The following is a 25,102-nucleotide window of genomic DNA, read 5'->3' on the forward strand; positions in this document are numbered from 1 at the left end:
GGCCTCGACAGGACGCCCTTCAGGCCGTCATCGCTGATGGTCGTCGACAACAATTCCCCGCCGCTCAGTACCGCGCCCGCGAGCAACCGTGCCGAGATCGACGTTTTGCAGGTCGCCTCTCGCACTTTGTCTGCAAAAGGTCGATCTCGCGGCTGTTTTGGCACTCAGCGACGAGGACTTTACGGCTCCGGGCACCATGAAGTCAGCCCGGCGTCACTGGTGAGTACGTGTGGTTGCGGGGAAGGTTAGGAGTTAGGTCGTGCTGGTGGTCGCCAGGGCCCACTTCTCTTCAAATCGGCCATAGCGCCAGATCAGCAAGGCAAGGGCCCAAGCAGCGACGAACAATCCCACCACAACGAAGCCGACGGCGTTGAGATTCAGACCACCAAGCCAGTCCCAGAAGGGGCCATGCCAGCCAAACTGCTCGGCGAACAGGCCAACCAGTTCGACGCTGCCAATCAACAACGCGACAGCCACCGAAAGGGCAGTGATGGTGATGTTGTAGTAGATCTTGCGCACCGGGTTGGAGAATGCCCAGCCGTAGGCGAAGTTCATGAACGAGCCGTCGATGGTGTCCAAGAGACACATGCCCGCGGTGAACAGCACGGGCAGACACAGGATGGCGTACCAGGGCAGCCCGGCCGCCGCGCCGGTGCCGGCGAGGACCAAGATTGCGATTTCGGTGGCGGTGTCGAATCCCAGTCCGAACAGCAACCCCACCGGATACATGTGCCACGACTTGGTGATCGACTTGGTCAACCGGCCGAGAAAGCGATTGATCAGTCCGCGGTTGTCTAGTTGCCGTTCGAGTTCGGTCTCGTTATAGCCGCCCCGGCGCAACCGTGCGAACACCCGCAGGATGCCGGCCAGCACAATGACGTTGAGGATCGCGATCAAATACAGGAACAGGCCCGAGACACTGGTGCCGATCAAACCGGTGTAGCGGTGCAGCGTCGAGGAATCGTTCTCGACCGATCCGGCGATGACCCTGAGCCCGGTCGCCAGCAGCATCGCCAGCACAAAGACCACTGTGGAGTGGCCCAGCGAGAAGAAGAAGCCGACGGCCAACGGGCGCTGCCCGTCGCTCATCAACTTGCGGGTGGTGTTGTCGATGGCGGCTATGTGGTCGGCATCGAACGCGTGACGCAACCCCAGGGTGTAGGCCGTGAGCCCGACGCCGACGCCAAACGCCTTGCCGCCCAGGCTAAGCCGTGCCGGATCCACGACGCAGAGCAGGGTGAGCCAACCAACCAGATGGAACGCGACGATCACCGCCAGCATCAGTCCCAGGCGTCGCCACTCCGAGGCCGACAGGAAGCTGCGCAGTCGAGACCATCGTGGCCCGCGACGGTGGCGGTGCCGGTCGCGCTCACTGCTGGCCATATCGGTCCTTCCAGCATTGGGCAGACCCAACGACTCTAGGTTCACGCTCGAGGTGGACGCAAATTCGTTGCAGGAAGGGCCTTCCGATTCCCACGGCACCAACCGTTGGCAACCTCAGGCATCAGCGGCGACGCCGTAGAGCGCAGTCAGAGCCTCAGAGCCCTGGACGGTCAGCCATGCGCGCCAGGGTTGCCGTCGAAGCCTGCCGTACCGGACAAGCCGGCGCTACCAGATTTGGTGTCCCCACCGCCACCGGCACCGCCGCCGCCAGCCGTGCCACCGGCACCTCCGGCGCCACCCGCACCGCCAGCGCCACCGGCGCCGGTGCTGCCAGGCTGTCCGATCAGCCATCCCCCGGCGCCGCCGGCGCCGCCAAGGCCCGCGGCACCGCCGCCACCGCCGCTGCCGCCATTACCGCCGTCACCGCCGTCACCGCCGTCACCGCCGACGGAGTTGGTACCACCGGCGCCGGGACTAGCGTGGCCGCCGGCACCGGCGGCGCCGCCCGCACCGCCGGCGCCGCCGACACCGCCCGCACCCCCGATGCCGCCGGCACCACCGGCGCCGCCGTTGCCAATCAGCACCCCGCCAGCGCCCCCGCGACCGCCTAGACCCCCGGCGCCCCCGGCGCCCCCGGTACCCAGGGCGCTGCCGCCGTCACCGCCGTCTCCGCCATCGCCGCCGGTGACGGTGGCACCGAAGTCGAGGTTGTTGGCAACGTCGGCTTTGCCACCGTTGCCGCCGGCCCCGCCGTGGGCACCAACGCCGCCGGTCCCGCCGATGCCGCCGGAACCGCCGGTGCCTCCGTTGCCGGCCAGCAAACCGCCGCGGCCGCCGTCACCGCCGACGCCACCCGCGCCGCCAGCGCCACCCGAAACGTCACTGTCATGGCCGTTACCGCCGTTGCCGCCGTTCCCCCCGGTCACGGTGGTGCTGGCCTGAGCAAACCCACCGTTGCCACCGTGGCCGCCGTTGCCGCCGGAAGCCTCGGCGTTACCTCCGTTACCGCCAGCACCACTGACGGCGGTGGCACCGTCTTCGGTTACGGCTGCCCCACCGGCACCACCGTCGCCGCCGTTGGCGCCGTTCCCTCCGTCGCCGCCCGCACCTCCAAAGGAATTGCCGGTGCCACCACCTGTGTTCCTTGCTTCGCCGCCGTGGCCTCCCTTGCCGCCGTTCACGGTGACGCCGCCATCGTCGCCGCCCGTCCCGGCTCCGCCCGTGACGTCGGTATTGCTATTCACGTCGTGACTTGCGCCGTCGCTGCCGGCCGCGGCGGTGCCGATGGGGGTGGGATTGCTGCCGGCAAGGCCGTCGGCGCCGGTGCCACCGTGCCCGCCCGGTCCGCCGTCGCCGAACAGAATTGCGCTGCCACCGTGACCCCCATGCCCGGCGTTACCGCCATTGACACCCGGTACGCCAGGCCCGCCTTGCCCGCCGGGCCCACCGTTCCCGAACAGCAACCCCCCGGTGCCGCCGTTCCCGCCGGCCGCGCCAATGCCCCCGGATCCGCCGGCCCCGCCATTGCCGATGAGTCCCGCGTTCCCGCCGGCACCGCCCGCCTGGTTGGCCCCACCGGCGGCGCCCTTGCCGCCATTGCCGTACAGCAACCCGCCGGCTCCGCCGGGCTGGCCCGGTGCCGACCCATCCGCGCCGTTACCGATCAGCGGACGTCCCAGCAGTGCCCGGACGGGCGCATTGACCGCGTCCAGCACAGTCTGAAGCGGCGAGGCGCTGGCGGCGTCTGCGCTGGCATAGGAGGCCCCGGCCGTGGTCAAAGCCTGCACAAACTGGTTATGAAACGCCGCCGCCTGGGTGCTGAGGGTCTGGTAGCTCTTCGCGTGCGCCCCAAACAGCGTCGCGATCTGCGTCGACACCTCGTCGGCGGCCGCGGCCAGCAATCGTGTAGTCGGAACCGCCGCGGCGGTGTTAGCCGCACCGACCGCCGACCCGATGGCCGCCAGATCCGAAGAGGCGGCCGCCAGCATGTCCGGTCTTGCGATGACGAACGACATGAGGGGCGACCTTCCACTCAAGAGGCCGGCGACCCGGCCCTCCGTCAGAGCACGATCGGCAAATCGGATCGTATAGCTAACACGCAGGCGGTGTCTCGCGGATCGCGTAAGAGGAGCGGGCGCGTCTCGGGGTCGGCTCACAGCCGCGGTCGAGGCCTTGCCGCCTATCCGGCCGACTCGATCAACCGTGCGCGCCAACCGCGCCGTCTGCGCCCGCAACACCGTCGGATCCGGGGTTGCCCGGCGAGATTGACCCGGAGCCTCCCGCACCGCCGCCGCCGGCCGCCCCGCCCGCACCGCCGGCGCCGCCCGCACCACCCGCGCCGCCCGCACCGGTGCCGCCGGTGTGTCCGATCAGCCACCCCCCGGACCCACCCGTGCCACCGAAGCCCGGGGCGCCGCCGGCACCGCCATTACCGCCGTTGCCGCCGTAACCGCCGTCGCCGCCGTCGCCGCCTAGGAACATCAAAGACAGGCCGCCACCGGTACCGTTTCCACCGGCGCCACCGCCGCCGCCGGTGCCGCCATCGCCGCCCGCGCCACCCGCACCGGCGTTGCCGCCCGCGCCGCCTACGCCGCCGTCCCCAACCAGCAGCCCGCCCGCACCACCGTGACCGCCCAGACCCCCGGCGCCACCCGTGCCGCCCGTGCCGAGGGCGCTGCCGCCGTTACCTCCTGCACCGCCATCGCCACCGACGGCCGAGTTGCCCGCGCCGGCGGTGTTGCTGGCATTGCCGCCGGTGTTGCCGCTGCCGCCGGCACCGCCGGGGGCTCCCACTCCGCCGTCGCCGCCGGTGCCGCCGCTGCCTCCGATGCCGCCGTTGCCGGCCAGCAGTCCGCCGCGACCGCCGTTACCACCGGTGCCGCCGGCGCCGCCCGCGCCGCCGGAGACGTCAGTATCATGGCCGTTCCCGCCGCTACCGCCATTACCCCCAGTGCTGTTGCTGACCGCACCAGCGCTTCCGCCCTTCCCGCCGCTACCGCCCGCACCGCCGGGAGCCTGCGCGTTGCCTCCGTCACCGCCGGCACCACCGACGGCGGTCACACCCCCGGTAGTGGTGGCGGTCCCGCCGGCACCGCCGTTGCCGCCGTTGCCGCCGTTTCCGCCGTCGCCGCCGGAACCGCCGGTGGCGGTGCCAACCGAGGTCGTCACGTTGCCGCCGGCTCCGCCGCCCCCGCCAGTCATTGCGACGCCGCCGTCGGCTCCGGTCCCACCGGCGCCGCCGACCCCGTTGGCGGCGGTTGAACTTGCGCCGTCGGTGCCCGGGGCGGCCGTGCCGACGGGGGTGGGGTTGCTGGCTGTGATGCCGGTAGCCCCGGTGCCGCCCTGCCCGCCGAGTCCGCCGCTTCCGAACAGGACGGCGCTGCCACCGTGGCCCCCATGCCCGCCTATACCGCCGTTGATATTCGCGGCGCCGGACCCACCGAGTCCGCCGGCCCCGCCGTTACCGAACAGCAGGCCCCCGATGCCGCCGTTACCACCGGCCGCACCTGTCCCGCCGGCGCCGCCGGCCCCGCCATTGCCGATCAACCCCGCGTCACCGCCGGCGCCGCCCGCTTGCGTGGGCCCACCGGCGGCGCCATTACCGCCGTTGCCGTACAGCAACCCGCCCGGCCCGCCGGCCTCGCCGGGTGCCGACCCATCGACGCCGTTGCCGATCAGCGGGCGGCCTAGCAGCGCCTGCGTGGGCGCATTGACCGCGTCCAGCAGGGCTTGCAAAGGCGTCGCGTTGCCGGCTTCAGCGCTGGCATAGGAGCCTCCAGCCGTGGTCAAAGCCTGCACAAACTGGCCATGAAACGCCGCCGCTTGGCTGCTAACGGCGTGGTATTCCCGGGCGTGCGTGCTGAATAGCGCCGCGACCGCCGCTGACACCTCATCCTCGGCTGCGGCGAGCAACTGAGTTGTGGGAACCGACGCGGCGGTGCTAGCCGCAATGATCGATGACCTGATGGCCGCCAAATCTGAAGAGGCCGCCGCGAGCAGGTCCGGTGTTGCGATCACAAACGACATCAGCGGGCACCTTCCACTGAAGAGACCTGGTGTTCAGGCATTCTGTCGAGGCACGATCGACACGACGGATCTTATCGATGACACGCCTTGGCGTCTCGCGTTTTGGTGCGGGCTTCGTGATTGGCGACCCGCCCGAGCTGATACGGCAACGAGACGTCGCCGAGTGCGAAAACCCCACCCGCCGTGGTCCGTTGGTATTCGTCGAGGACTGTTCGGCCGGACCGACATCGATACCGGCCTGCTCGGTGTCTAGCAGGTTGGGCATTAGACACCTGCCGGCCACCACGAGCAGCAGGTAGGGCGTTGACCGTGCGACCGCCGTCGAGCTCGAGTGCGAACGCCGGGCGAGCGCGTTAGCCGTGAGCGCCCTGCATGCCGTCGACGCCGGCCTGGCCGGGGGAGCCGTCGTCGCCAGTGGATTGGCCGGCGCCGCCCCCGCCAACGGTTCCCGCGGCGCCCCCAGGACCGCCGTTGCCTCCCACACCCCCGGCGCCACCGGCACCGCTGTTGCCAATCTGCCCGATCAGCCAACCCCCATGCCCGCCCGCGCCACCAAATCCGGGCGCTCCGCCGGTACCGCCGTCGCCGCCGTTGCCGCCGTCGCCGCTGTCACCACCATCTCCACCGACACCATTAGCAAGTGCATTCGCGGCGCCGCCGTTGGCGCCGTCCCCACCGCTGCCCCCGGCCCCACCTGCGCCGCCCAAACCGCCTGCGCCGCCTGCGCCGCCGTCGCCGCCGGTGCCGACCAGTAGCCCGCCCGCGCCTCCGCGACCGCCGAGGCCCCCGGTGCCCCCGGTGCCGCCGGTTCCCAGGGCGCTGCCGCCGTTACCACCCGCGCCGCCACTGCCTCCCAGAGTTTCCAGAGGTTGGGCGTCGTAGGTGGTGGCATCCCCGCCGCCGCCTCCGGTGCCACCAGCGCCACCCGCGGCACCGGCGCCGCCCGTGCCGCCAGCGCCCCCAACGCCGCCGGCGCCGCCATTGCCGGCGAACAGCCCGCCACGGCCGCCGTCGCCGCCAGCGCCGCCGGCGCCGCCCACGCCGCCGGACACATTGGTGTCATGGCCGTTACCGCCGCTACCGCCATTGCCTCCGTCGGACCAGAAGGGCGCGTAAGCCGTCCCGCCGCTGCCACCATTGCCGCCGGCGCCGCCGGGCGCCTCGGCGTCACCGCCATTACCGCCAGCACCACCCACGGAGGTGAAGCCGGCGAACATGCCGTCGTCCGCGGCGTTCCCACCCGCACCACCGGCGCCGCCATTGGCGCCGTTTCCGCCGTCGCCGCCAGCACCGGCGGTGTTGCTGTCAAAGGCGTTTGTCGCGTTACCGCCGGCGCCACCGTTGCCGCCGTTCAGGGCCACTCCGCCGCTGCTGCCAGCCCCCCCTGGGGTGCCGGTGGCATTCGGCTCCCCAGGAGCATCAACCGATGTCCCGTCGCTGCCAGGGGCTGCTGAGTGGATCACGGTGGGATTGGTGCCCGCGACGCCCGTCGCACCCGCGCCCCCATGCCCGCCGGCACCGCCACTTCCGAATAGAACGGCATTGCCCCCGTAACCCCCGAGCCCGCCACTGCCGCCATTGACACCGGCGACGCCGAGTCCGCCGTCCCCGCCGGCGCCGCCGTTACCGTAGAGCAGCCCTCCGATGCCGCCGTTTCCGCCGGCCGAGCTCGTTCCCCCGGCGCCGCCGGCCCCGCCGTTGCCGAATAACCCCGCATTGCCGCCGGCGCCACCAGCCTGGTTGGGTCCGCCCGCGGCGCCGTTGCCGCCATTGCCGAACAGCAGTCCACCGGGCCGGCCCACGTCGCCCGGGGCGGTTCCATCGGCGCCGTTCCCGATCAGTGGGCGCCCCAGCAACGCCTGCGTGTGCGCGTTGACCGAATCCAGTGCAGCCTGCAGACGCGCCGCGTTGGTGGCCTCAGCGCCGGAATAGCAGTGCGAAGCTTCGGCCAGGGCCTGGGCGAATTGACCGTGAAACGCCGTCAGTTGGGAGCTCATCGTCTGATACGCGCGGCCGTGCGTGCCGAATAGGGCCGCGACGGCTATCGACACCTCGTCCTCGGCCGCTGCTAGCAGGCGCGTGGTCGGCGCCGCCGCGGCGGCGTTAGCCGCGCTGATCGCCGAACCAATCGCTGCCAAATCCCTGGAGGCTCCCGTCAACACGTCCGGTGCTGTGATCACAAACAAGATGAGGCGCCTCCTGCCCGGGCTGCCATCCACTCCCGTCGGATTAGTCGAGATCGGCCAGGGCACTCATACTAGAGAGGTGCACTAAGCAATTTGGGGTTTCGTGCAAATACATACATGACACTTTCGAAGATTCTCATTACAAATTCGCAATGGTTCGAAGCGAGGAGCAAGCGATGATGCGCCGTCGTATGGAGCCGAGCAGGCAGTGATGTGCGGGGACGCGATATGCCAACTCAGTGCAGATCCAATAGGGCGTTTTCGACAGCCTCAGGCAGCGCCGGATGGATCCAGTACTGGCCGCGGGCCATGTCGCGGGCGGTTAGGCCGAAGCTCATCGCCTGGATCAACGGTTGAATGAGCGACGAGGCTTGGTAGCCCAGGAGATGCGCCCCCAGCAGGCGTCCGCTACCGCGTTCAGCGATGAGTTTGACCATGCCGGTGGTGTCTTCCATCGCCCAGCCGTACGCGACGTCGCCGTATTCTTGGATCTTGACCGAGATGGCGAAACCCTTTGCAACAGCTTGATTTTCGGTCAATCCGACGGTCGCCAGCGGGGGATCGGTGAACACCGCCGACGGCACGAAACGGTGATCGGTGACGGCCATCGACGCGGTGTCATCCCAGTCGCACAGCAGATTGTGCTGGACGACACGGGCTTCGTGGTTGGCGACGTGCTTCAGCAGATACGGCGACGAGACGTCACCAAGCGCGAAAACCCCACGCGCCGTGGTCCGTTGGTACTCATCGACCACAATTCGACCGGCGTCAACATCGATACCCGCCTGCTCGGCATCTAGCAGATCGGCATTAGACACCCGGCCGGTCGCGACCAGCAGCAGGTCGGCATTCACAACGCAACCGTCGTCGAGCTCCAGGGCGACGCCGGAGCCGCGGTTCTGGGCACGCACGACGTTGCGCTGGGTGCGCAGTTCCCACTTCTGGGACGCGATGCGGGTGAACCGCTCGCAGATGGAGTCATCGTAGTGCCGCAACATGGTGCTGCCCCGGATCACCAAGGTGACCCGCACGCCCAGAGCGGAAAACACGTGCGCGAATTCAGCTGCCACAAAGCCGCTTCCGACGATCACCAGGTGTTCGGGCAGCTCGGCGATCCGCATGATGGTGTCGCTGGTGTGGTACTCGACGCCGGACGCCAGAATGGCCGGCGGAATCACCGGTCGCGAGCCCGCCGCGATCACCACCTGTTCGGCGGTGAACTCTTCGCCCACGGCGGTGCGCAACAGATAACGCCCGTCGGCCTGAACCGGCCCGAAGCGGGTGTGCAGCCGGTACACGTCGATATTGGGCGAAGAGCGCCGATAGTCCTCGCCGCTGAGCGCGATCGGATCGATCCGGCCGAATACTCGCGAGACGATGTCGTCCCAGCGCACCCGGTCGATGTGGGCGTCCACGCCGTAGCGGGCCGCGCCCTGGATCGTCTTCGCGACATCGGCGGCGTAAACGAACATCTTCGTGGGAATACATCCGACATTCAGGCAAGTACCGCCAAATGCGCCCTGCTCGCAGATCGCGGTACGCTTGCCGGCATACCGCTCGTCGAGAATGCTGTTGCCCGAACCTGTTCCGATGATCGCGAGGTCATACGTTTCCATTTTGGGTCGCTTACCCTTTCGTTGACGATGCCGCGGTATCGGTTTCGTTCAGCATTCGGAAGTACTCGTCGAGCCAGAGATTTAGTTGGCGATAGGCTATTTGGCGCGGCCCTGGCAGCGACAAGAACACATCGTGTTTGGCGTCCGCCACGGGAATGATGGTGCTGCGGTTGCCAATACAGCCGGCCCATTGGGCGATATGAGTGACGTCGAGGACCGCGTCGCCGCGTTGCAGGGCTATCGGGCCGGCGTTTTCGCGAACCGTGTGATCCGAACGCAGGATCAGGTTGGGCACACCAACGTCGAGTCCGCGATGCAGCCTGGCCTGGCCGCGGCGCACGGCATGCAGCCAGCCGGCGGTGATCGGAAAGCCCCCCACCGGTTTCCACTGCAGGTTGTAGTCGAACTCGCCGTCGTAGTCTCGATGCAGGCTGGTGCCGTACCCGCCCTCGACTGGCACCCGGACCACCGCCTTGGACCGCACTCGCGAGAGCGCGGCGATCGTGGCCGAGGTCACGCCCATACGCACAATCGCCGGGCCTTGCAGATCCAGGAACGGGCTGTTGAGCACCAGGCCGGTGACGCCCAAACGTGTGGTCGCGCCGCGACGGCGCAACCGGTCCAGCCAGAGCGACACGATCAATCCACCCGCCGAATGGCCATATACCAAGATCCTGGCCGAAGGGTTCTGTGCGCCGATGACCGCAAGGGCTTGTTCGAGTTCGGCATCGTAGTGGGCCAGATCGGTTGTGTAGTGCGGCGTCTGGCTGGGCTGTCGAGAGCGGCCGCACTTGCGTAGGTCCAGCGCGTAGAAGGCGAAGCCGCGACCGGCAAACTGATCGGCCAACTCGGTGTGGAAGAAGTAATCGGTATAGCCGTGTATCGCCAGGACCGCATGATCCGCTCCGGCGCAAACACCGCGACGTATCAGGGTTGCGACTACGTCGCCCTCGCCGTCGGGATCGGGCCCAAGCGGGATCGTCTGCTGCCAGTAGTCGGGCAGCACATCGGCTACCCAGCCAGGCACCGCGTCAGTCACGGGGTCAGCTTAGAACGTGGTCACGGCTCTTGTTGCGACCCTGTTGTCCCCTGATTGGGGGACATCCCGTGTCCTACCGATGGAGGGTCCGATTTTCCTCCAGTCATCAGCCAATCGGGGGATAGAGGGCGTAACCGGACCCTCCAAAGATGATCCTCAGCGAGACGCCGCCGACGACAACAGCGAATAACCGAGCTCATTGGCCCGCGAGGGAGAATCCCATGGCAATGGAAACCGCCTCCACCGAGCTCGCCAGCGCCGCCGATGTCGAGCCGACGCCTGTCGGTTATCACACCGGCCGAGGTTCTGTCTTACAGCACACACGACCTAACAGGCAGCGCCGTTTGTCGAGCGATCAAATCCGAATGCTTAGTCGCGACCTGCGGGTGCTCATAGCAACGAATGGAACACTTACCAGAATCCTCGGCGTCGTTGTCGACGAGGAGATCGGGGTGCAGGTTATTGAGCAGCAGATTCACCCCAGTGCGCCGAAAATTCTGCAGTCTGAGCAATTGCCGTCCGGTCGCATCCTGCAACGCAATGTGGTGCTTAAAGGACGGCGTTCGGGTCGGCCGTACATAGCAGCGGAGACGTTGGCTGCAATCGATTTCCTACCGCCAACGATCGTGACAAGCCTGGTAACAACGGATCGCCCCATCGGCGAGCTATTGGTGAGTGCCAGCCTTGAGACCCTGAAAGAGCTTCCTGAAGTCTGGATGGGGGAGCACCCCAGTTGGGGCCTACCCACAGGACATGCGAATTCGCGATTGGAAGCAGTCGGCCGTCGCTATCGCCAATTTATCGGCGGGCAACCGGTCATTACGATCAGTGAATACTTCCCATTGGATGTGTTTTCGAACTAGTCCGGCACCGGTGCCACCGGCGTGAGACGCGGCCGCATGGGTGCCGCCGGTTTGACCATCCCAGGTTCCATCGCTGTCGGGTGACGCCGACGCCACCGCGATAACCTTGGGAACCGGCACAGCCGAGGGAAGGACCAACGATCCGGTGTCAGAGCTAGCCAGAACCGACGTCGTACTGGTGGGCGCGGGCATCATGAGCGCCACGCTGGGTGCGTTGCTGCGGCGGCTACAACCGGACTGGTCCATCACGCTGATCGAACGGCTCGATGCCGTCGGCGCCGAAAGCAGTAGTCCCTGGAACAATGCGGGCACCGGACACTCCGCGTTGTGCGAAATGAACTACACGCCCGAAAGACCGGACGGCTCGATCGACATCACCAAAGCGGTATACGTCAACGAGCAATTTCAGGTCACCCGCCAGTTCTGGGCGTACGCCGTGGAAACCGGCATCCTGACCGACGTCCGCAGTTTCCTCAATCCCGTTCCGCATGTGAGTTTCGTTCACGGTGCGCAGCGCGTCGACTACCTACGGCGCCGACAGCGCGCGCTTGCGGGCAACCCGCTGTTCGCCGGCACCGAGCTGATCGACGACCCGGATGAGTTCGCCCGACGGCTGCCGTTGATGGCTGCCAAACGTGACTTCTCCGAACCGGTTGCGCTCAATTGGGCCCAGGATGGCACCGATGTCGATTTCGGTGCGCTGTCTCGCCAACTCATCGGCTATTGCGTGCGCAGGGGCGCCAACGCACTATTCGGTCACGAGGTTCGCAACCTGTCCCGAGAGTCCGACGGCAGTTGGACGGTATCCACCAGCAACCGCCGAACCGGCGAAAAGCGCAAGCTGAAGGCCAAATTCGTCTTTGTCGGGGCCGGGGGCGACGCGTTGCCGTTGTTGCAGAAGTCCGGCATCAACGAAGTCAAGGGCTTCGCCGGCTTTCCGATCGGCGGCCGGTTCCTGCGGTCCGATAATCCGGCTCTCACTACCGCGCACCGGGCCAAGGTATACGGCGTTCCGGCGCCGGGAGCCCCTCCGCTGGGGGCGCTGCACCTGGATCTCCGCTTCGTCAACGGCAAATCGTGGCTGGTGTTCGGGCCTTACGCCGGCTGGTCGTCGAAGTTCTTGAAATACGGCCACGTCAGCGATCTGCCCCGCTCGATCAAGCCACACAACGTGCTGTCCATGCTCGGCGTGGGCATCACCCAGCTGACATTGCTCAACTACCTGATCGGCCAGCTGCGGCTCTCCCAACCCGACCGAGTCCAGGTCCTGCGCGAATTTGCGCCCAGCGCAATGGATTCCGATTGGGAGCTGACGGTGGCCGGTCAACGCGTACAGGTGATCCGGAGGCACAGGCGCAAAGGCGGTGTGCTCGAGTTCGTCACGACCATGGTGAGCGCAGCCGACGGCAGCATCGCCGGACTGCTCGGAGGCTCACCGGGAGCATCGACTGCTGTGCCCGCCATGCTGGAACTGTTGCAACGGTGCTTTGCCAGCCGGTATCAGTCCTGGCTGCCCACGCTCAAGGAGATGGTGCCATCATTGGGCGTCGAACTGTCGCGTGAGCCGGCGCTGTTCGAGGAAGTGTGGTCATGGAGCACCAAGGCACTGCAGCTGGAGGCCTCATGATCCGCGCCGGTGACGATGCAGAGCGAAGCGATGAGGTGGGGGCACCTCCCGCTTGCGGGGGAGAGCGGCGCAAATGACAGAAGCATTGCGCCGCATGTGGGCCAAAGACCTTGACGCCCAGATTCTTTACGAGTTGCTCAAGCTACGGGTCGAGGTGTTCGTGGTCGAACAGGCTTGCCCCTATCCGGAATTGGACGGGCGCGATCTGCTCGCCGAAACCCGGCACTTCTGGCTGGAAACGCCCGACGGCGAGGTGATCTGCACGCTGCGGCTGATGGAGGAGCATGCCGGCGGTGAGAAGGCGTTCCGGCTTGGGCGGCTGTGCACCAAACGCAGCGTGCGCGGCATGGGTCATGCCACCCGGCTGCTGCGCGCCGCGTTGGCCGAGGTGGGCGACTACCCGTGCCGGATCAACGCGCAGACCTACCTCGCCGCCATGTATGCCAAGCACGGGTTTGTCCGCGACGGTGATGATTTCCTCGACGACGGCATTCCGCATGTGCCAATGTTGCGGTCCGGTTCTCCTCTGGCGGCCCAGCGGTGAAGCCCTATCCGTTCAGTGCCATCGTCGGGCACGATCAGCTGCGGCTCGCGTTGTTGTTGTGTGCGGTTCGACCCGAGATCGGCGGAGCGCTGATCCGTGGCGAGAAGGGCACGGCGAAGTCGACAGCGGTGCGCGGGCTGGCGGCGCTGCTGTCGGCCGCGACCGGAAGTGCCGAGGCCGGCCTGGTCGAGATGCCGCTGGGCGCAACCGAAGACCGCGTTGTCGGGTCACTCGACCTGCAACGTGTGCTGCGCGACGGGGAGCACGCCTTCGCACCCGGACTGCTGGCTCGTGCCCATGGCGGTGTGCTCTACGTCGACGAGGTCAACCTGCTGCACGATCATCTGGTCGACATACTGCTCGATGCCGCGGCCATGGGGCGGGTGCACGTCGAACGCGACGGCATCTCCCACTCGCACGAGTCTCGGTTCGTACTGATCGGCACCATGAATCCGGAAGAGGGCGAACTGCGTCCGCAGCTCCTGGACCGGTTCGGGCTCACCGTGGACGTGCAGGCGTCGCGTGATGTTGACGTGCGGGTGCAGGTGATTCGCCAGCGGATGGCCTACGAGGCGGACCCGGACGCGTTCGCTCAACGCTACGCCGACGCCGACGCCGAGCTGGCCCGCCGGATCGCCGCGGCCCGGGCGATCGTTGACGATGTGATGTTGGGCGACAACGAGTTACGGCGAATCGCGGCGTTGTGCGCGGCGTTTGACGTCGACGGGATGCGGGCCGACCTCGTGGTGGCCAGAACCGCCGTTGCCCACGCCGCCTGGCGCGGCGCGCACGCGGTGGCGGAAGAAGACATCCGAGTGGCAGCCGAATTGGCGCTGCCGCATCGACGTCGCCGCGACCCGTTCGACGATCACGGCATCGACCGTGAGCGGCTGGACGAGGCGCTCGCCCAATCCGGCGCCGACTTAGAACCCGATCCCGACCCCTCCGGCGGTGGTCAGGCGGCCAACGGCGAACGTGATCTACCGCAGCAGTATTCGAAATCAAGCCGTCCGAAGCCCAGCGCGCCGCCGTCGAAGGTTTTCCGCACCCGGGCGTTGACCGTTCCAGGCGTCGGCGAAGGCGCTCCCGGGCGACGGTCGCGGGCCCGCAACGCTGCTGGCAGCGTGGTGGCAGCAGCCGACACCAGCGATCCTGCAGCTCACGGACTGCACCTGTTCGCCACCCTGTTGTCGGCCGCCGAAAATTCGAGCGGAGCCGGGCCGCTGCGGCTGCGGCCGGATGATGTCCGGCGCGCCATCCGCGAGGGGCGCGAAGGAAATCTGGTGATCTTCGTCGTCGATGCTTCCGGGTCGATGGCCGCACGGGACCGCATGGCGGCCGTCAGCGGCGCCACCATGTCACTGCTGCGCGACGCCTATCAGCGGCGCGACAAGGTCGCGGTGATCACCTTCCGCCAGCACCAAGCGACGGTGTTGCTGCCGCCCACATCGTCGGCGCACATCGCTGGCCGGCGACTGGCGCGCTTCGACACCGGCGGCAAGACTCCACTTGCTGAGGGCCTGCTGGCCGCGCGTGAGCTGGTCATGAGGGAAAGGGCGCGTGACCGCGCGCGACGTCCGCTAGTGGTCGTGCTCACCGATGGTCGGGCCACTTCCGGACCGGATCCGTTGGGCCGCAGCCGGATAGCGGCGGCCCGTCTCGTCGCCGAAGGTGCGGCCGCGGTGGTCGTGGATTGCGAAACGTCGTACGCACGGCTGGGGTTGGCCGGAGAGCTGGCCCGGCAGCTGGGCGCGCCGGCCATGCGCCTGGAGCAATTGCACGCCGATTATCTGACCCAGGCCGTGCGCAGCGTGGCGTGAGGATCAACAGGTGCCACAGGGCAATCCACTCCAAGTCCCCGACGATGGCCTAACTACCCGGGCCCGGCGTAATACACCGGTGTTGGCGGTCCACACCGGAGACGGTAAAGGAAAATCGACGGCTGCGTTTGGAATGGCGTTGCGAGCCTGGAATGTTGGCCTCAATGTCGCGGTCTTCCAGTTCGTCAAGAGCGCCAAGTGGAAGGTGGGCGAGGAGGCAGCATTCCGTCAACTGGGCCAGTTGCACGACCAGCACGGCGTCGGCGGGGCGGTCGAATGGCACAAAATGGGTGCAGGCTGGTCCTGGACGCGCAAGTCACGCAAGCCCGGCAGCGCTACCGATCACGCCGCGGCGGCGGCGGACGGCTGGGCTGAGATCGCGCGCAGGCTGGCCGCGCAACGTCACGACTTCTACGTGCTCGACGAGTTCACCTATCCGTTGAAGTGGGGCTGGATTGATGTCGAGGAGGTGGTCGAGGCCCTGGTATCCCGCCCCGGCTACCAGCATGTGGTGATCACTGGCCGCGACGCTTCGCCTCGGCTGGTCGAGGCCGCCGATCTGGTTACCGAAATGACCAAGGTGAAGCATCCGATGGACGCAGGTCGCAAGGGACAGCAGGGCATCGAATGGTGAACCCATCCGCTTGCGAGGGTGCGTGTCTGTACACCGACACGCCGCATGGGGCGTCATTCTGTGCACGCTCGCGGCAGCGGTTCGCAAAGTGACTCGAGTCCCCGCGGTGGTCCTCGCAGCCCCCGCATCGGGCAGCGGAAAGACCACCGTTGCCACGGGTTTGATCGGCGCGCTGCGCCAGGCGGGCCATGCCGTCGCACCGTTCAAGGTGGGTCCGGACTTCATCGACCCCGGCTACCACGCACTGGCCGCGGGCCGGCCCGGCCGCAACCTCGACCCGGTGCTGGTGGGGGAGCAGCTCATCGCTCCGCTGTACGCACACGGCACCCATGGCGCGGATATCGCGGTGATCGAAGGAGTGATGGGCATGTTCGACGGGCGCATCGACCCCGTCGCCAGCACTCCGCCAGCCGGGTCCACCGCGCACGTCGCCGCACTGCTGGGCGTCCCCGTCATCTTGGTGGTCGACGCGCGCGGCCAAGGCCACAGCATCGCCGCACTGCTGCACGGCTTTACCACGTTCGACACGGCAACCTCGATCGCCGGCGTAATCCTCAATCGGGTCGGGTCGGCCCGACACGAGCAAGTGCTGCGCCAGGCGTGCGAACACGCCGGTGTCCCGGTACTGGGCGCCATTCCGCGGACTACCGAATTAGAGCTGCCGTCAAGGTATCTCGGTCTTGTCACCGCCACCGAGTACGGCCGGCGCGCGCGGCACGCCGTCGAGGCGATGACGGCATTGGTGGCCCGCCACGTCGACCTCGCCGCGGTGTGCAAGGCCGGAAGCCGGCCCGCCGCCGATCAGCCGTGGGACCCGGCGGCTGCGATCGCGGAGCGCCCCGGCCGCGGTGTCACCGTGGCGCTGGCCGCTGGCAAGGCATTCACCTTCGGCTACACCGAGTACGCCGAGCTATTGCGGGCCGCCGGGGCCGACGTGATCGAGTTCGACCCGCTCAGCGAAACGCTGCCCGACGGTACGGACGCGGTGGTGTTGCCCGGCGGGTTCCCCGAGCAGTTCACCGCGGAGTTGTCCGCCAACGACGTCGTCCGCCGCCAGATCAATCAATTGGCAACCGCAGGCGCTCCGGTACACGCCGAGTGCGGTGGCCTGATCTACCTGGTTTCCGAGATTGACGGATACCCGATGTGCGGTGTCCTACACGGTTCGGCACGGTTCACCCAGCATCTGACGTTGGCCTATCGCGATGCGGTCGCGGTAACCGACTCGTCGCTGTATTCGGTTGGCCAGCGGGTGGTTGGACACGAATTCCACCGAACGGCAGTCACATTCACCGACAGCTACCAGCCGGCGTGGGTGTATCGGGGCCGCGACGTCGATGCCGCCCGTGACGGCGTGGTGCATGCCGGCGTGCACGCGTCATATCTGCACACTCATCCAGCGGCGACGCCCGGCGCGGTGTCGCGTTTCGTCGCACACGCCGCCGCTTACCCTGCTTCTAAACTTGGCGGGTGACCGAGAACCCCTATCTGGTCGGATTGCGGCTAACCGGTAAGAAGGTCGTCGTGGTCGGCGGGGGCTCGGTCGCGCAGCGCCGCTTACCCCTGCTTATCACCAGCGGCGCGGACGTCCACGTCATCTCGCGCACTGCCACCCGCGCCGTCGAGGCGATGGACGGCATCACCCTGTCGCTGCGTGAATACCACGATGGTGATCTCGACGGAGCCTGGTATGCCATCGCGGCCACCGATGATGCGCAGGTGAACGCAGCCGTCGTCGCCGAGGCCGATCGGCGCCAGATCTTCTGCGTCCGGGCCGACGTCGCCCTCGAGGGAACCGCGGTCACCCCGGCGACGTTCGGCTACGCCGGTCTGTCGGTGGGGGTGCTGGCCGGTGGTGAGCATCGCCGATCGGCGGCGATCCGGTCGGCCATCCGCGAGGCCTTACAACAGGGCCTGATCACCTTGGAAACCCCAGAGAGCTCCGACGTGGTGCGCGGCGGGGTAGCTCTGGTTGGTGGTGGCCCTGGCGATCCGGAACTGATCACCGTCCGCGGCCGCCGTCTGCTTGCCCATGCCGATGTGGTGGTTGCCGACCGGCTGGCGCCGCCCGAACTGCTGGCCGAGCTGCCGCCGCATGTCGAAGTCATCGACGCGGCCAAGATCCCGTACGGGCGGGCCATGGCCCAGGACGCCATCAACGCCGTCATGATCGAACGGGCTAAGGACGGGAAATTTGTGGTCCGTCTCAAAGGAGGCGACCCCTTCGTGTTCGCGCGGGGTTATGAGGAAGTGCTGGCGTGCGCCGACGCCGGAATTCCGGTGACTGTGGTGCCGGGTGTGACGAGTGCCATAGCCGTGCCCGCTTTGGCCGGTGTTCCGGTCACTCACCGGGCCACAAATCACGAATTTGTGGTGGTCAGCGGCCATCTTGCGCCCGGTCACCCCGAATCGTTAGTGAATTGGAATGCATTGGCAGCACTGTCCGGCACCATTGTTTTGCTGATGGCGGTCGAACGGATCGAGCTTTTCGTCGATGAGCTGTTAAAGGGCGGCCGACCTGCGGATACTCCGGTGCTGGTGGTTCAACACGGAACGACGGCCGCTCAGCAGACGTTGCGGGCGACCCTCGCCGACACGCCGGAAAAAGTCCGCGCAGAGGGGATTCGACCTCCCGCGATCATCGTGATCGGGCCCGTAGTAGGTCTGCGCGGCGTTCGGCGTTTAAACAATTCTTAAGAGTACTGTAAGGTAACCCGCTATGACGGCTCTCAATGACACCGAGCGGGCGGTCCACAACTGGGCGCCCGGCCGCCAGGAACATCCGGCCGCTGCGCGCCCGTCGCGCCCGGTCGAAACCGTCGCAGAACGCATGAGCAGGTATTACCCGACTTGGCTGCCCTCGCGTCGCTACATCGCCGCAGTCATCGCCATCGGCGGGATGCAACTGCTCGCGACCATGGACAGCACCGTCGCCATCGTCGCGCTTCCTAAGATTCAGAACGAGCTCAGCTTGTCCGACGCTGGCCGTAGCTGGGTGATCACCGCCTATGTGCTGACGTTCGGTGGGCTCATGCTGCTTGGCGGTCGCCTCGGCGACACCATCGGGCGCAAGCGGACCTTTATCGTCGGCGTTGCACTGTTCACCATCTCCTCGGTGCTGTGCGCGGTTGCCTGGGACGAAGCGACGATGGTCATCGCCAGGCTCTCCCAGGGCATCGGGTCGGCGATCGCGTCGCCGACCGGTCTGGCGCTGGTAGCGACGACCTTCCCCAAGGGGCCGGCGCGTAACGCCGCCACGGCCGTGTTCGCCGCGATGACGGCAATCGGTTCGGTAATGGGCCTGGTGGTAGGCGGAGCGCTTACCGAGGTTTCCTGGCGGCTGGCGTTCCTGGTGAATGTGCCGATCGGGCTGGTGATGATCTACCTGGCCCGCACCGCGCTGCGGGAAACCAACCGGGAGCGGATGAAGCTCGACGCCGCCGGGGCCATGCTGGCCACGCTGGCGTGCACCGCGGCCGTCTTCGCCTTCTCGATGGGCCCGGAAAAGGGCTGGGTCTCGGTCACCACCATCGGTTCCGGCGTGGTGGCCCTGGCGGCGGCCATCGCGTTCGCCATCGTCGAGCGCACCGCAGAAAACCCCGTGGTGCCGTTCCACCTATTCCGCGACCGCAACCGGCTGGTCACGTTCGGCTCGATCCTGCTGGCCGGCGGCGTCATGTTCAGCCTGACGGTGTGCATCGGCCTTTATGTGCAGGACATCTTGGGTTACAGCGCGCTGCGCGCGGGCGTCGGCTTCATCCCGTTCGTCATCGCGATGGGAATCGGGCTGGGCATCTCCTCGCAGCTGGTGTCCCGGTTTTCGCCGCGGGTGTTGACGATCGGCGGCGGGTGGCTGCTGCTCGTCGCGATGCTGTACGGCTCGTTCTTCATGCACCGTGGTGTGCCTTACTTCCCCAACCTGGTCATGCCGATCGTCGTCGGCGGCATCGGTATCGGCATGGTCGTCGTCCCGTTGACACTTTCGGCGATCGCCGGCGTTGGTTTCGACCAGATCGGCCCGGTATCGGCGATGGCGCTGATGGCGCAGAGTCTGGGCGGTCCGCTGGTGCTGGCCGTCATCCAGGCGGTGATAACGTCGCGCACGTTGTACCTGGGTGGTACCACCGGCCCGGTGAAGTTCATGAACGACGTCCAGTTGCAAGCCCTTGACCACGGCTACACCTATGGCCTGCTGTGGGTGGCCGGGGCGGCCGTTATCGTTGGCTGTGCGGCGCTGTTCATCGGCTACACCCCTGCGCAGGTTGCCCACGCCCAAGAGGTCAAGGAAGCAATCGACGCCGGCGAGCTGTAACTTTTCCCGCCGAACAGACACAAAGGCCCCCATTTTCGTGCCGACCTGGGAGCTTTCGCGTCTGCTCGGCCAGGCTAGGCTGGCCCGCTGTGATTACCCGGATGTCCGAGCTGTTCCTGCGCACCCTGCGCGACGATCCCGCCGACGCCGAAGTGGCCAGCCACAAACTACTGATCCGGGCCGGATACATCCGGCCCGTCGCGCCGGGGCTATACAGCTGGCTACCACTGGGACTGAAGGTGCTGCGCAACATCGAGCGTGTGGTCCGTGACGAGATGAACGCGATCGGAGGCCAGGAGATCCTGTTTCCGGCGCTGCTGCCGCGGGCGCCCTACGAGACGACGAACCGATGGACCGAGTACGGCGACAGCGTATTTCGGCTAAAGGACCGCCGCGGCAACGACTACCTGCTGGGCCCCACCCATGAAGAGCTGTTCACCTTGACCGTGAAGGGCGAGTACAGCTCGTACAAAGACTTCCCGCTCACGCTGTACCAAATCCAGATCAAGTACCGCGACGAGGCGCGGCCGCGGGCCGGCATCTTGCGCGCCAGGGAGTTCGTCATGAAGGACTCCTACTCGTTCGATATCGATGCCGCCGGGCTGAAGGCGTCCTACCACGCACACCGGGAGGCCTATCAGCGCATCTTCGATCGGCTGCAGGTGCGCTACGTCATCGTTGCCGCGGTTTCCGGTGCAATGGGCGGTAGCGCCTCGGAGGAGTTCCTCGCCGAGAGCCCGATCGGTGAGGACACCTTCGTACGGTGCGTGGAATCGGGCTACGCGGCCAACGTCGAGGCGGTCATCACGTCCCGCCCGGAGGCGCAGCCCGTTGCTGGGTTGCCCGAGGCGGTGGTTCACGACACCGGCGATACCCCGACCATCGCGACCCTGGTGGCCTGGGCCAATGAAGCCGGTCTGGGTAGAACGGTCACCGCCGCGGACACCCTGAAGAACGTTCTGGTCAAGGTCCGCCAGCCCGGCGGGGCCTGGGAACTGTTGGCCATCGGCGTGCCCGGTGACCGTGAGGTCGACGACAAGCGGCTCGCCGCGGCCTTGGAACCGGCCGACTACGCGTTGCTCGACGACGACGATTTCGCCAAGTACCCCTTTCTGGTCAAGGGTTACATCGGGCCGAAAGCCTTGCGTGACAACAATGTTCGTTATCTGGTCGATCCGCGGGTGGTCGACGGCACCAGCTGGATCACCGGCGCGGACCAGCCCGGTCGCCACGTCGTCGGCCTGGTTGCCGGCCGCGACTTCACCGCCGACGGCACCATCGAGGCCGCCGAGGTGCGCGAAGGCGATCCGTCTCCTGACGGCGCCGGTGCGCTGGTCATGGCCCGCGGCATCGAGATCGGGCACATCTTCCAACTTGGCCGCAAATACACCGATGCCTTCACCGCCGACGTGCTCGGCGAGGACGGCAAACCGGTGCGGCTGATCATGGGCTCCTACGGCATCGGGGTGTCGCGGCTGGTTGCGGTCGTCGCCGAGCAGCACCATGACGAACTAGGCCTGCGTTGGCCATCGGCAATAGCGCCATTCGATGTCCATCTGGTGATCGCCAACAAAGACGCGGCGGCCGGCGCCGGGGCCACCGCGCTGGCCACCGACCTCGACAAGTTGGGTATCGAGGTGCTGCTCGACGACCGTCAGGCATCGCCCGGCGTCAAGTTCAAGGACGCTGAACTGCTGGGAATGCCGTGGATCGTCGTGGTGGGACGCGGTTGGGCAGACGGGGTGGTCGAGCTACGCAACCGCTTCAGCGGCGAGAAGCGCGAGTTGGCTGCCGGCGCCTCGCTGGCCACCGAAATCGCGGCGGCCGTCACCGCCTAGTCCGAAGTTGCGGCGTTATGGGTGAGTGGATTTCTAGTTGACCTGGGGTTTTGCTGGTCTTGTTGGGGTGGTGGTTCTGGCTACGCTGCGGTTAGTGGGATCGGGGTGCCGATGAGGTCGAAGGCGCGGCGTTGATCGGGGGTGGGTTCGGCCAAGGTGGGCACCGTGGCGTTGGTGCCGTGGTAGTGAATGTCGTTGCGGGTCAGGGTCGCTAGGTGGTCGAGTAGGCCGCGGAAGCTGCGTAGCGGGTTGCCGTTGGCGTCGTGTTGGGTGGAGGCCTTGGCTTGGGCCTGCGGTGAGCGTTGCGCGGGGGCGACGGGGTTGTCGCGGGTGGGTGGGTGTTCGTCGGTGAAGGTCAGTGGCGCCCAGGCTTTGCGCAGGTGCCAGATGAGGTAGCAGGCTAGCAGGCAGATCAGTACGTGGGCGCGGACGCGCTCGTCGAGGCGGTGGTGAATGGGTCGTAGATCCAGGTCGTCGGTTTTGATGTTGCGGAAGTCGCGTTCGACGTGGGCCAGGTTCTTGTAGCTTTCTACGACCGCGGTCGGATCGAGTTCGGTGGCGGGTACCGGTGTGCGTAGCACGTAGATGCCATCGAGGGCGGCTTCGGCATCGATGGCGGCCTGGTCGCGGTGGTAGGTGAAGGTGGTGTCGGTGATCTCGCGGCGAAAGTGCTTGCCTACTTTGCGTTTGGCGATTACCCGGCCGATGGCCTCGCCGATTTTGCCCGCTCCGCGCAGGCGCCCGGATGCCACCCGGGCGGCGATGGCGGCCAGGTCGGCGTCGGTGGCGGCCAGCAGTTCGTTGCGTTTGCGGGCCCGCTCGGTGGCCAGGGCGGGGTTGCGGCAAGCGATCAACCGTTCCCCCGGGTAGTCGGGGTGGCTGATCTCGGCGAGGTCTTGGGTGTCGAACAGGCTCATTTGCAGCGGTCCCTGCTCGGCGGCCAGTGTGGCGATATCCGGGGCGCGTAGCGCCGTGATCCACCCGAAAGCCGTTGCGGTGTCGGGGCTGTCGTTGAGCTTGCGCAGCGCGTCGATGCGCGCGGAGGTGATCATGCCGCGATCGCCGACCAGCACCAGCCGGGTCAACCCGAAGCGGTCGCGGATCACCTCGACGATGTCGCTGAACGCGACCGGGTCGGCGGTGTCCCCGGGCACTACCCGTACCGCCACCGGGCGCCCGGCCGGGTCGGTGAGCACCCCGTATTCAATCTGCGGCAGGCCCTTCTTGCCGTCGCGGGAATAGCCATAGGCGGCCAGCTCACAGCACCGCCCGGTCACCCACGAGCTGGTCAGATCAAACAACGCCATCCGGCTTGGGTTCGCCTCTGGCCCAAGGTGTTTGGCGGCTAGCTTCTTCTCGATTGCGTCCTGGCGATTGGCCAACCAGTCCATCGCGGCATACACCTCATCGGTAGACGCATCTGCCACCGCCAGGTCGGGCCCCAGGGTGCAATCGGCCCATCGCGACAGCGTGGACAGTTTGGAGGCCGGGCGGATCACCCGCGAGATAATCAACCCCAGCACCAGGTCCCGAGATCGGCAGGCCGGGCCCAACAGGCCCGGAAACCCCAATCGGCGGGCCATCGCGGCGACCGCGGCCACATGCCCGTGCGGCAGCGAGCGAGTGATGGTGCACGCCGCCTCGGCGGGTACCAGTGCCTGCCCCTTCAGCGTTGCCTCGATCGCGGCGATCGCCTCCGCGGGCAGCTTGGACAGATTGGCCAGGGTCTCGTGGCGGACCTTCTTGCCCTCGCGGTAGGTGCGGCGCACCAGCACCGACTCGTAGCGGTGCACGTTGCCGGCCTTGTCCACGTACCTGCTCGGTGTTCGGGCTACATGCATTCGCATCGGCTTCACCATAACCGGATACTACCAGGCAAATTCACCAATATGCGTCATCAACACGCCACATTCACTGGCTACATATCCAGGCCCCAAACCCACACAGATCCCAGCTCAACCGCCAAATTCGCCATCTCACCCGACGCAACTTCGGCCTAGTTTGGCCGAGCAGACGCAAAAGCCCCCAAAACGGCCCAGTTTTGGGGGCTTTTACGTCTGCTCGGCCGGGCTATTCGTTGCCGCCCGGGAATGACGCGGTAATGGGCCAGGCGCCCAACACCTTGTTCCAGCGGGCGGCCATGACCGCGCTCTGGGTCAGGGCCGTCGCCGCGAACGCGCGGTCATCGGCCGTGTCGGCATGCTCAATCACGGCGCGCCACGCCGTGGCGCCGTCGTTTTCCATCCGCGCGGCGAGCCGGGCCGCCTCGGCCGGGCTGCCAACAGGCGCGGGCAGCTGATAGCCGGGGGCGGCGACCGGTGCGGTGGCTTTGCGCGCGGCCAGCATGGCGATGACGTCGTCGCGACGTTGCCGATGCTGGGTCAGCGCTTCCACCACCAAGTCGTTGACGCTCGGGGGCGACATCGCCGACACGATGCCATAGCCGTAGATCGTGGCGTGCTCGACGGTAAGCGCTTCGCTCAGCGCCGCGATGTCGGCATCCTTGCCGGCGGGGGACCGTTTGGGCGTGGCGCCCGCGGTGGGCTCGGACGATGTCATATCGATGGACCCCCGGGCACCAGCGCCACCGTGTAGGACGCGGTGCAGGAAGCGGCGATGGATGCGAGCAGTCCTGCCCGGTACCCCGACGACGTGGCCACCAGGCGACTGGCGCTTTCGGCCGAGGCGCGCAGCGCATCGACCACATCGGATACCGGCGGCGGCGGTGGCGGCGGCCCCGCCGGCTCAGTGGGACTGGGGCTTGAGCTGCTTGTCTCGCTGGTCGCGGATACCAGCTTGCCGGCGGCCCGGGCGACCTCGGTGGCCAGCGCTCGAGCATGTGCGGCGCGCTGGGAGGCGACCACCGTCAGCGCGGCAGCGATCTGCGGCGGGCTGCCGACGGCCCCGGCAGCCGCCGAGGCGAGCGCGCTATCGTGTCGGGCCTGCTCCAGTGGACCCAGCAGCTCTTCGACGGCAGGGGGCTTGGGCGTCGACTCGCCGCAGGCGGTCGCGACCACCCCGAGTGCAGCGAGAGCGACACCACCGGCGAGCACACCCCGCCTGTTGATAAGGGGTACTGCTCTATGCACAGCAACATCCTGCCATTAGAGATCTTGACGCCACGATTACGTCGTCATTTGCGATTACTGGCGTATCGTTGATAGCTGGTTCTGGTAGAACGCTGGCTGTTGCACGCCCGCGGGACACCTGGGCC

General features: G+C 67.3%; 18 protein-coding genes and 2 pseudogenes. 10 read left to right on the forward strand and 10 right to left on the reverse strand.

What is annotated here, in order from left to right; translation table 11 throughout:
* Nucleotides 1–252 precede the first annotated feature (252 nt).
* From AADZ78_RS08865 to AADZ78_RS08895, 7 genes and pseudogenes are all read right to left on the reverse strand, one after another.
* Nucleotides 253–1,383, reverse strand: coding sequence for a HoxN/HupN/NixA family nickel/cobalt transporter (locus tag AADZ78_RS08865; RefSeq protein WP_085253345.1), 1,131 nt, complete (start codon nt 1,381–1,383; stop codon nt 253–255).
* A 170-nt stretch (nt 1,384–1,553) separates the two neighbouring features.
* Complete coding sequence (locus tag AADZ78_RS08870) at nt 1,554–3,398, reverse strand: PE family protein (protein WP_085253359.1); 1,845 nt, start codon at nt 3,396–3,398, stop codon at nt 1,554–1,556.
* A gap of 181 nt (nt 3,399–3,579) precedes the next feature.
* Entirely contained in the window at nt 3,580–5,409 is a 1,830-nt protein-coding gene (locus AADZ78_RS08875; protein WP_085253344.1) for a PE family protein, read from the reverse strand.
* A gap of 107 nt (nt 5,410–5,516) precedes the next feature.
* Nucleotides 5,517–5,744, reverse strand: a pseudogene (locus tag AADZ78_RS08880) (FAD-dependent oxidoreductase); the annotation flags it as partial.
* A gap of 18 nt (nt 5,745–5,762) precedes the next feature.
* Nucleotides 5,763–7,598: a PE family protein gene (locus AADZ78_RS08885; RefSeq protein ID WP_085253358.1), complete on the reverse strand. Its 1,836-nt coding sequence runs from the start codon at nt 7,596–7,598 to the stop codon at nt 5,763–5,765.
* A 233-nt stretch (nt 7,599–7,831) separates the two neighbouring features.
* Nucleotides 7,832–9,211, reverse strand: a complete 1,380-nt coding sequence (gene mtr / locus AADZ78_RS08890) for a mycothione reductase (protein ID WP_085253343.1) — start codon at nt 9,209–9,211, stop codon at nt 7,832–7,834.
* Nucleotides 9,212–9,221: 10 nt separating this feature from the next.
* Nucleotides 9,222–10,238 (reverse strand): alpha/beta hydrolase, encoded by a 1,017-nt coding sequence (locus tag AADZ78_RS08895; RefSeq protein ID WP_085253357.1) that lies wholly within the window; start codon nt 10,236–10,238, stop codon nt 9,222–9,224.
* A 233-nt stretch (nt 10,239–10,471) separates the two neighbouring features.
* Here AADZ78_RS08895 and AADZ78_RS08900 point away from each other — a divergent pair, with 233 nt between their 5' ends.
* The 10 genes and pseudogenes from AADZ78_RS08900 (at nt 10,472) to AADZ78_RS08940 (ending at nt 21,888) form a co-directional block, all read left to right on the forward strand.
* A complete protein-coding gene (locus tag AADZ78_RS08900; RefSeq protein ID WP_239655216.1) occupies nt 10,472–11,113 on the forward strand; it encodes a chorismate--pyruvate lyase family protein in 642 nt (213 codons plus the stop codon).
* Between the two features lie 145 nt (nt 11,114–11,258).
* Nucleotides 11,259–12,740 carry a malate dehydrogenase (quinone) gene (mqo, locus tag AADZ78_RS08905; protein ID WP_085253355.1) on the forward strand — a complete coding sequence of 494 codons (1,482 nt, stop codon included), beginning with the start codon at nt 11,259–11,261 and terminating at the stop codon, nt 12,738–12,740.
* A gap of 15 nt (nt 12,741–12,755) precedes the next feature.
* Nucleotides 12,756–12,839: pseudogene (locus AADZ78_RS28980) on the forward strand (hypothetical protein); the annotation flags it as partial.
* Complete coding sequence (locus tag AADZ78_RS08910) at nt 12,814–13,284, forward strand: GNAT family N-acetyltransferase (protein WP_085253341.1); 471 nt, start codon at nt 12,814–12,816, stop codon at nt 13,282–13,284. The pseudogene AADZ78_RS28980 and the gene AADZ78_RS08910, both read left to right, overlap by 26 nt.
* Nucleotides 13,281–15,104 (forward strand): magnesium chelatase subunit D family protein, encoded by a 1,824-nt coding sequence (locus AADZ78_RS08915; RefSeq protein ID WP_085253340.1) that lies wholly within the window; start codon nt 13,281–13,283, stop codon nt 15,102–15,104. The genes AADZ78_RS08910 and AADZ78_RS08915 overlap by 4 nt, the downstream gene beginning before the upstream one ends.
* Nucleotides 15,105–15,114: 10 nt before the next feature.
* A complete protein-coding gene (gene cobO / locus AADZ78_RS08920; protein ID WP_085253339.1) occupies nt 15,115–15,738 on the forward strand; it encodes a cob(I)yrinic acid a,c-diamide adenosyltransferase in 624 nt (207 codons plus the stop codon).
* 88 nt (nt 15,739–15,826) lie between these two features.
* Nucleotides 15,827–17,212: a cobyrinate a,c-diamide synthase gene (locus tag AADZ78_RS08925; protein ID WP_085253356.1), complete on the forward strand. Its 1,386-nt coding sequence runs from the start codon at nt 15,827–15,829 to the stop codon at nt 17,210–17,212.
* Nucleotides 17,209–18,435 (forward strand): uroporphyrinogen-III C-methyltransferase, encoded by a 1,227-nt coding sequence (gene cobA, locus AADZ78_RS08930; RefSeq protein WP_085253338.1) that lies wholly within the window; start codon nt 17,209–17,211, stop codon nt 18,433–18,435. The genes AADZ78_RS08925 and cobA overlap by 4 nt, the downstream gene beginning before the upstream one ends.
* Before the next feature lie 22 nt (nt 18,436–18,457).
* A complete protein-coding gene (locus AADZ78_RS08935; RefSeq protein ID WP_085253337.1) occupies nt 18,458–20,050 on the forward strand; it encodes an MFS transporter in 1,593 nt (530 codons plus the stop codon).
* Nucleotides 20,051–20,139: 89 nt separating this feature from the next.
* A complete protein-coding gene (locus AADZ78_RS08940; RefSeq protein WP_085253336.1) occupies nt 20,140–21,888 on the forward strand; it encodes a proline--tRNA ligase in 1,749 nt (582 codons plus the stop codon).
* Nucleotides 21,889–21,968: 80 nt separating this feature from the next.
* Here the strand turns inward: AADZ78_RS08940 and AADZ78_RS08945 are convergent, their stop codons facing one another.
* From AADZ78_RS08945 to AADZ78_RS08955, 3 genes are all read right to left on the reverse strand, one after another.
* Complete coding sequence (locus tag AADZ78_RS08945; protein ID WP_239655096.1) at nt 21,969–23,735, reverse strand: IS1634 family transposase; 1,767 nt, start codon at nt 23,733–23,735, stop codon at nt 21,969–21,971.
* 223 nt (nt 23,736–23,958) lie between these two features.
* Nucleotides 23,959–24,447: a ferritin-like domain-containing protein gene (locus AADZ78_RS08950; protein WP_085248518.1), complete on the reverse strand. Its 489-nt coding sequence runs from the start codon at nt 24,445–24,447 to the stop codon at nt 23,959–23,961.
* Nucleotides 24,444–24,977: a hypothetical protein gene (locus tag AADZ78_RS08955; RefSeq protein WP_085248520.1), complete on the reverse strand. Its 534-nt coding sequence runs from the start codon at nt 24,975–24,977 to the stop codon at nt 24,444–24,446. Before AADZ78_RS08955 ends, AADZ78_RS08950 begins: the two co-directional genes overlap by 4 nt.
* Between the last annotated feature and the right edge of the window lie 125 nt (nt 24,978–25,102).

This window comes from Mycobacterium riyadhense, assembly GCF_963853645.1.
GTDB lineage: Bacteria > Actinomycetota > Actinomycetes > Mycobacteriales > Mycobacteriaceae > Mycobacterium > Mycobacterium riyadhense.

Excerpts from the sequence above, each read along its gene's own strand:
- AADZ78_RS08875 (WP_085253344.1), bottom strand. The coding sequence starts at position 5,409 with ATGTCGTTTGTGATCGCAACACCGGACCTGCTCGCGGCGGCCTCTTCA.
- AADZ78_RS08935 (WP_085253337.1), top strand. The coding sequence starts at position 18,458 with ATGACGGCTCTCAATGACACCGAGCGGGCGGTCCACAACTGGGCGCCC.
- AADZ78_RS08910 (WP_085253341.1), top strand. The coding sequence starts at position 12,814 with ATGACAGAAGCATTGCGCCGCATGTGGGCCAAAGACCTTGACGCCCAG.
- AADZ78_RS08945 (WP_239655096.1), bottom strand. The coding sequence starts at position 23,735 with ATGCGAATGCATGTAGCCCGAACACCGAGCAGGTACGTGGACAAGGCC.
- AADZ78_RS08865 (WP_085253345.1), bottom strand. The coding sequence starts at position 1,383 with ATGGCCAGCAGTGAGCGCGACCGGCACCGCCACCGTCGCGGGCCACGA.
- AADZ78_RS08900 (WP_239655216.1), top strand. The coding sequence starts at position 10,472 with ATGGCAATGGAAACCGCCTCCACCGAGCTCGCCAGCGCCGCCGATGTC.
- mtr (WP_085253343.1), bottom strand. The coding sequence starts at position 9,211 with ATGGAAACGTATGACCTCGCGATCATCGGAACAGGTTCGGGCAACAGC.
- AADZ78_RS08950 (WP_085248518.1), bottom strand. The coding sequence starts at position 24,447 with ATGACATCGTCCGAGCCCACCGCGGGCGCCACGCCCAAACGGTCCCCC.
- AADZ78_RS08870 (WP_085253359.1), bottom strand. The coding sequence starts at position 3,398 with ATGTCGTTCGTCATCGCAAGACCGGACATGCTGGCGGCCGCCTCTTCG.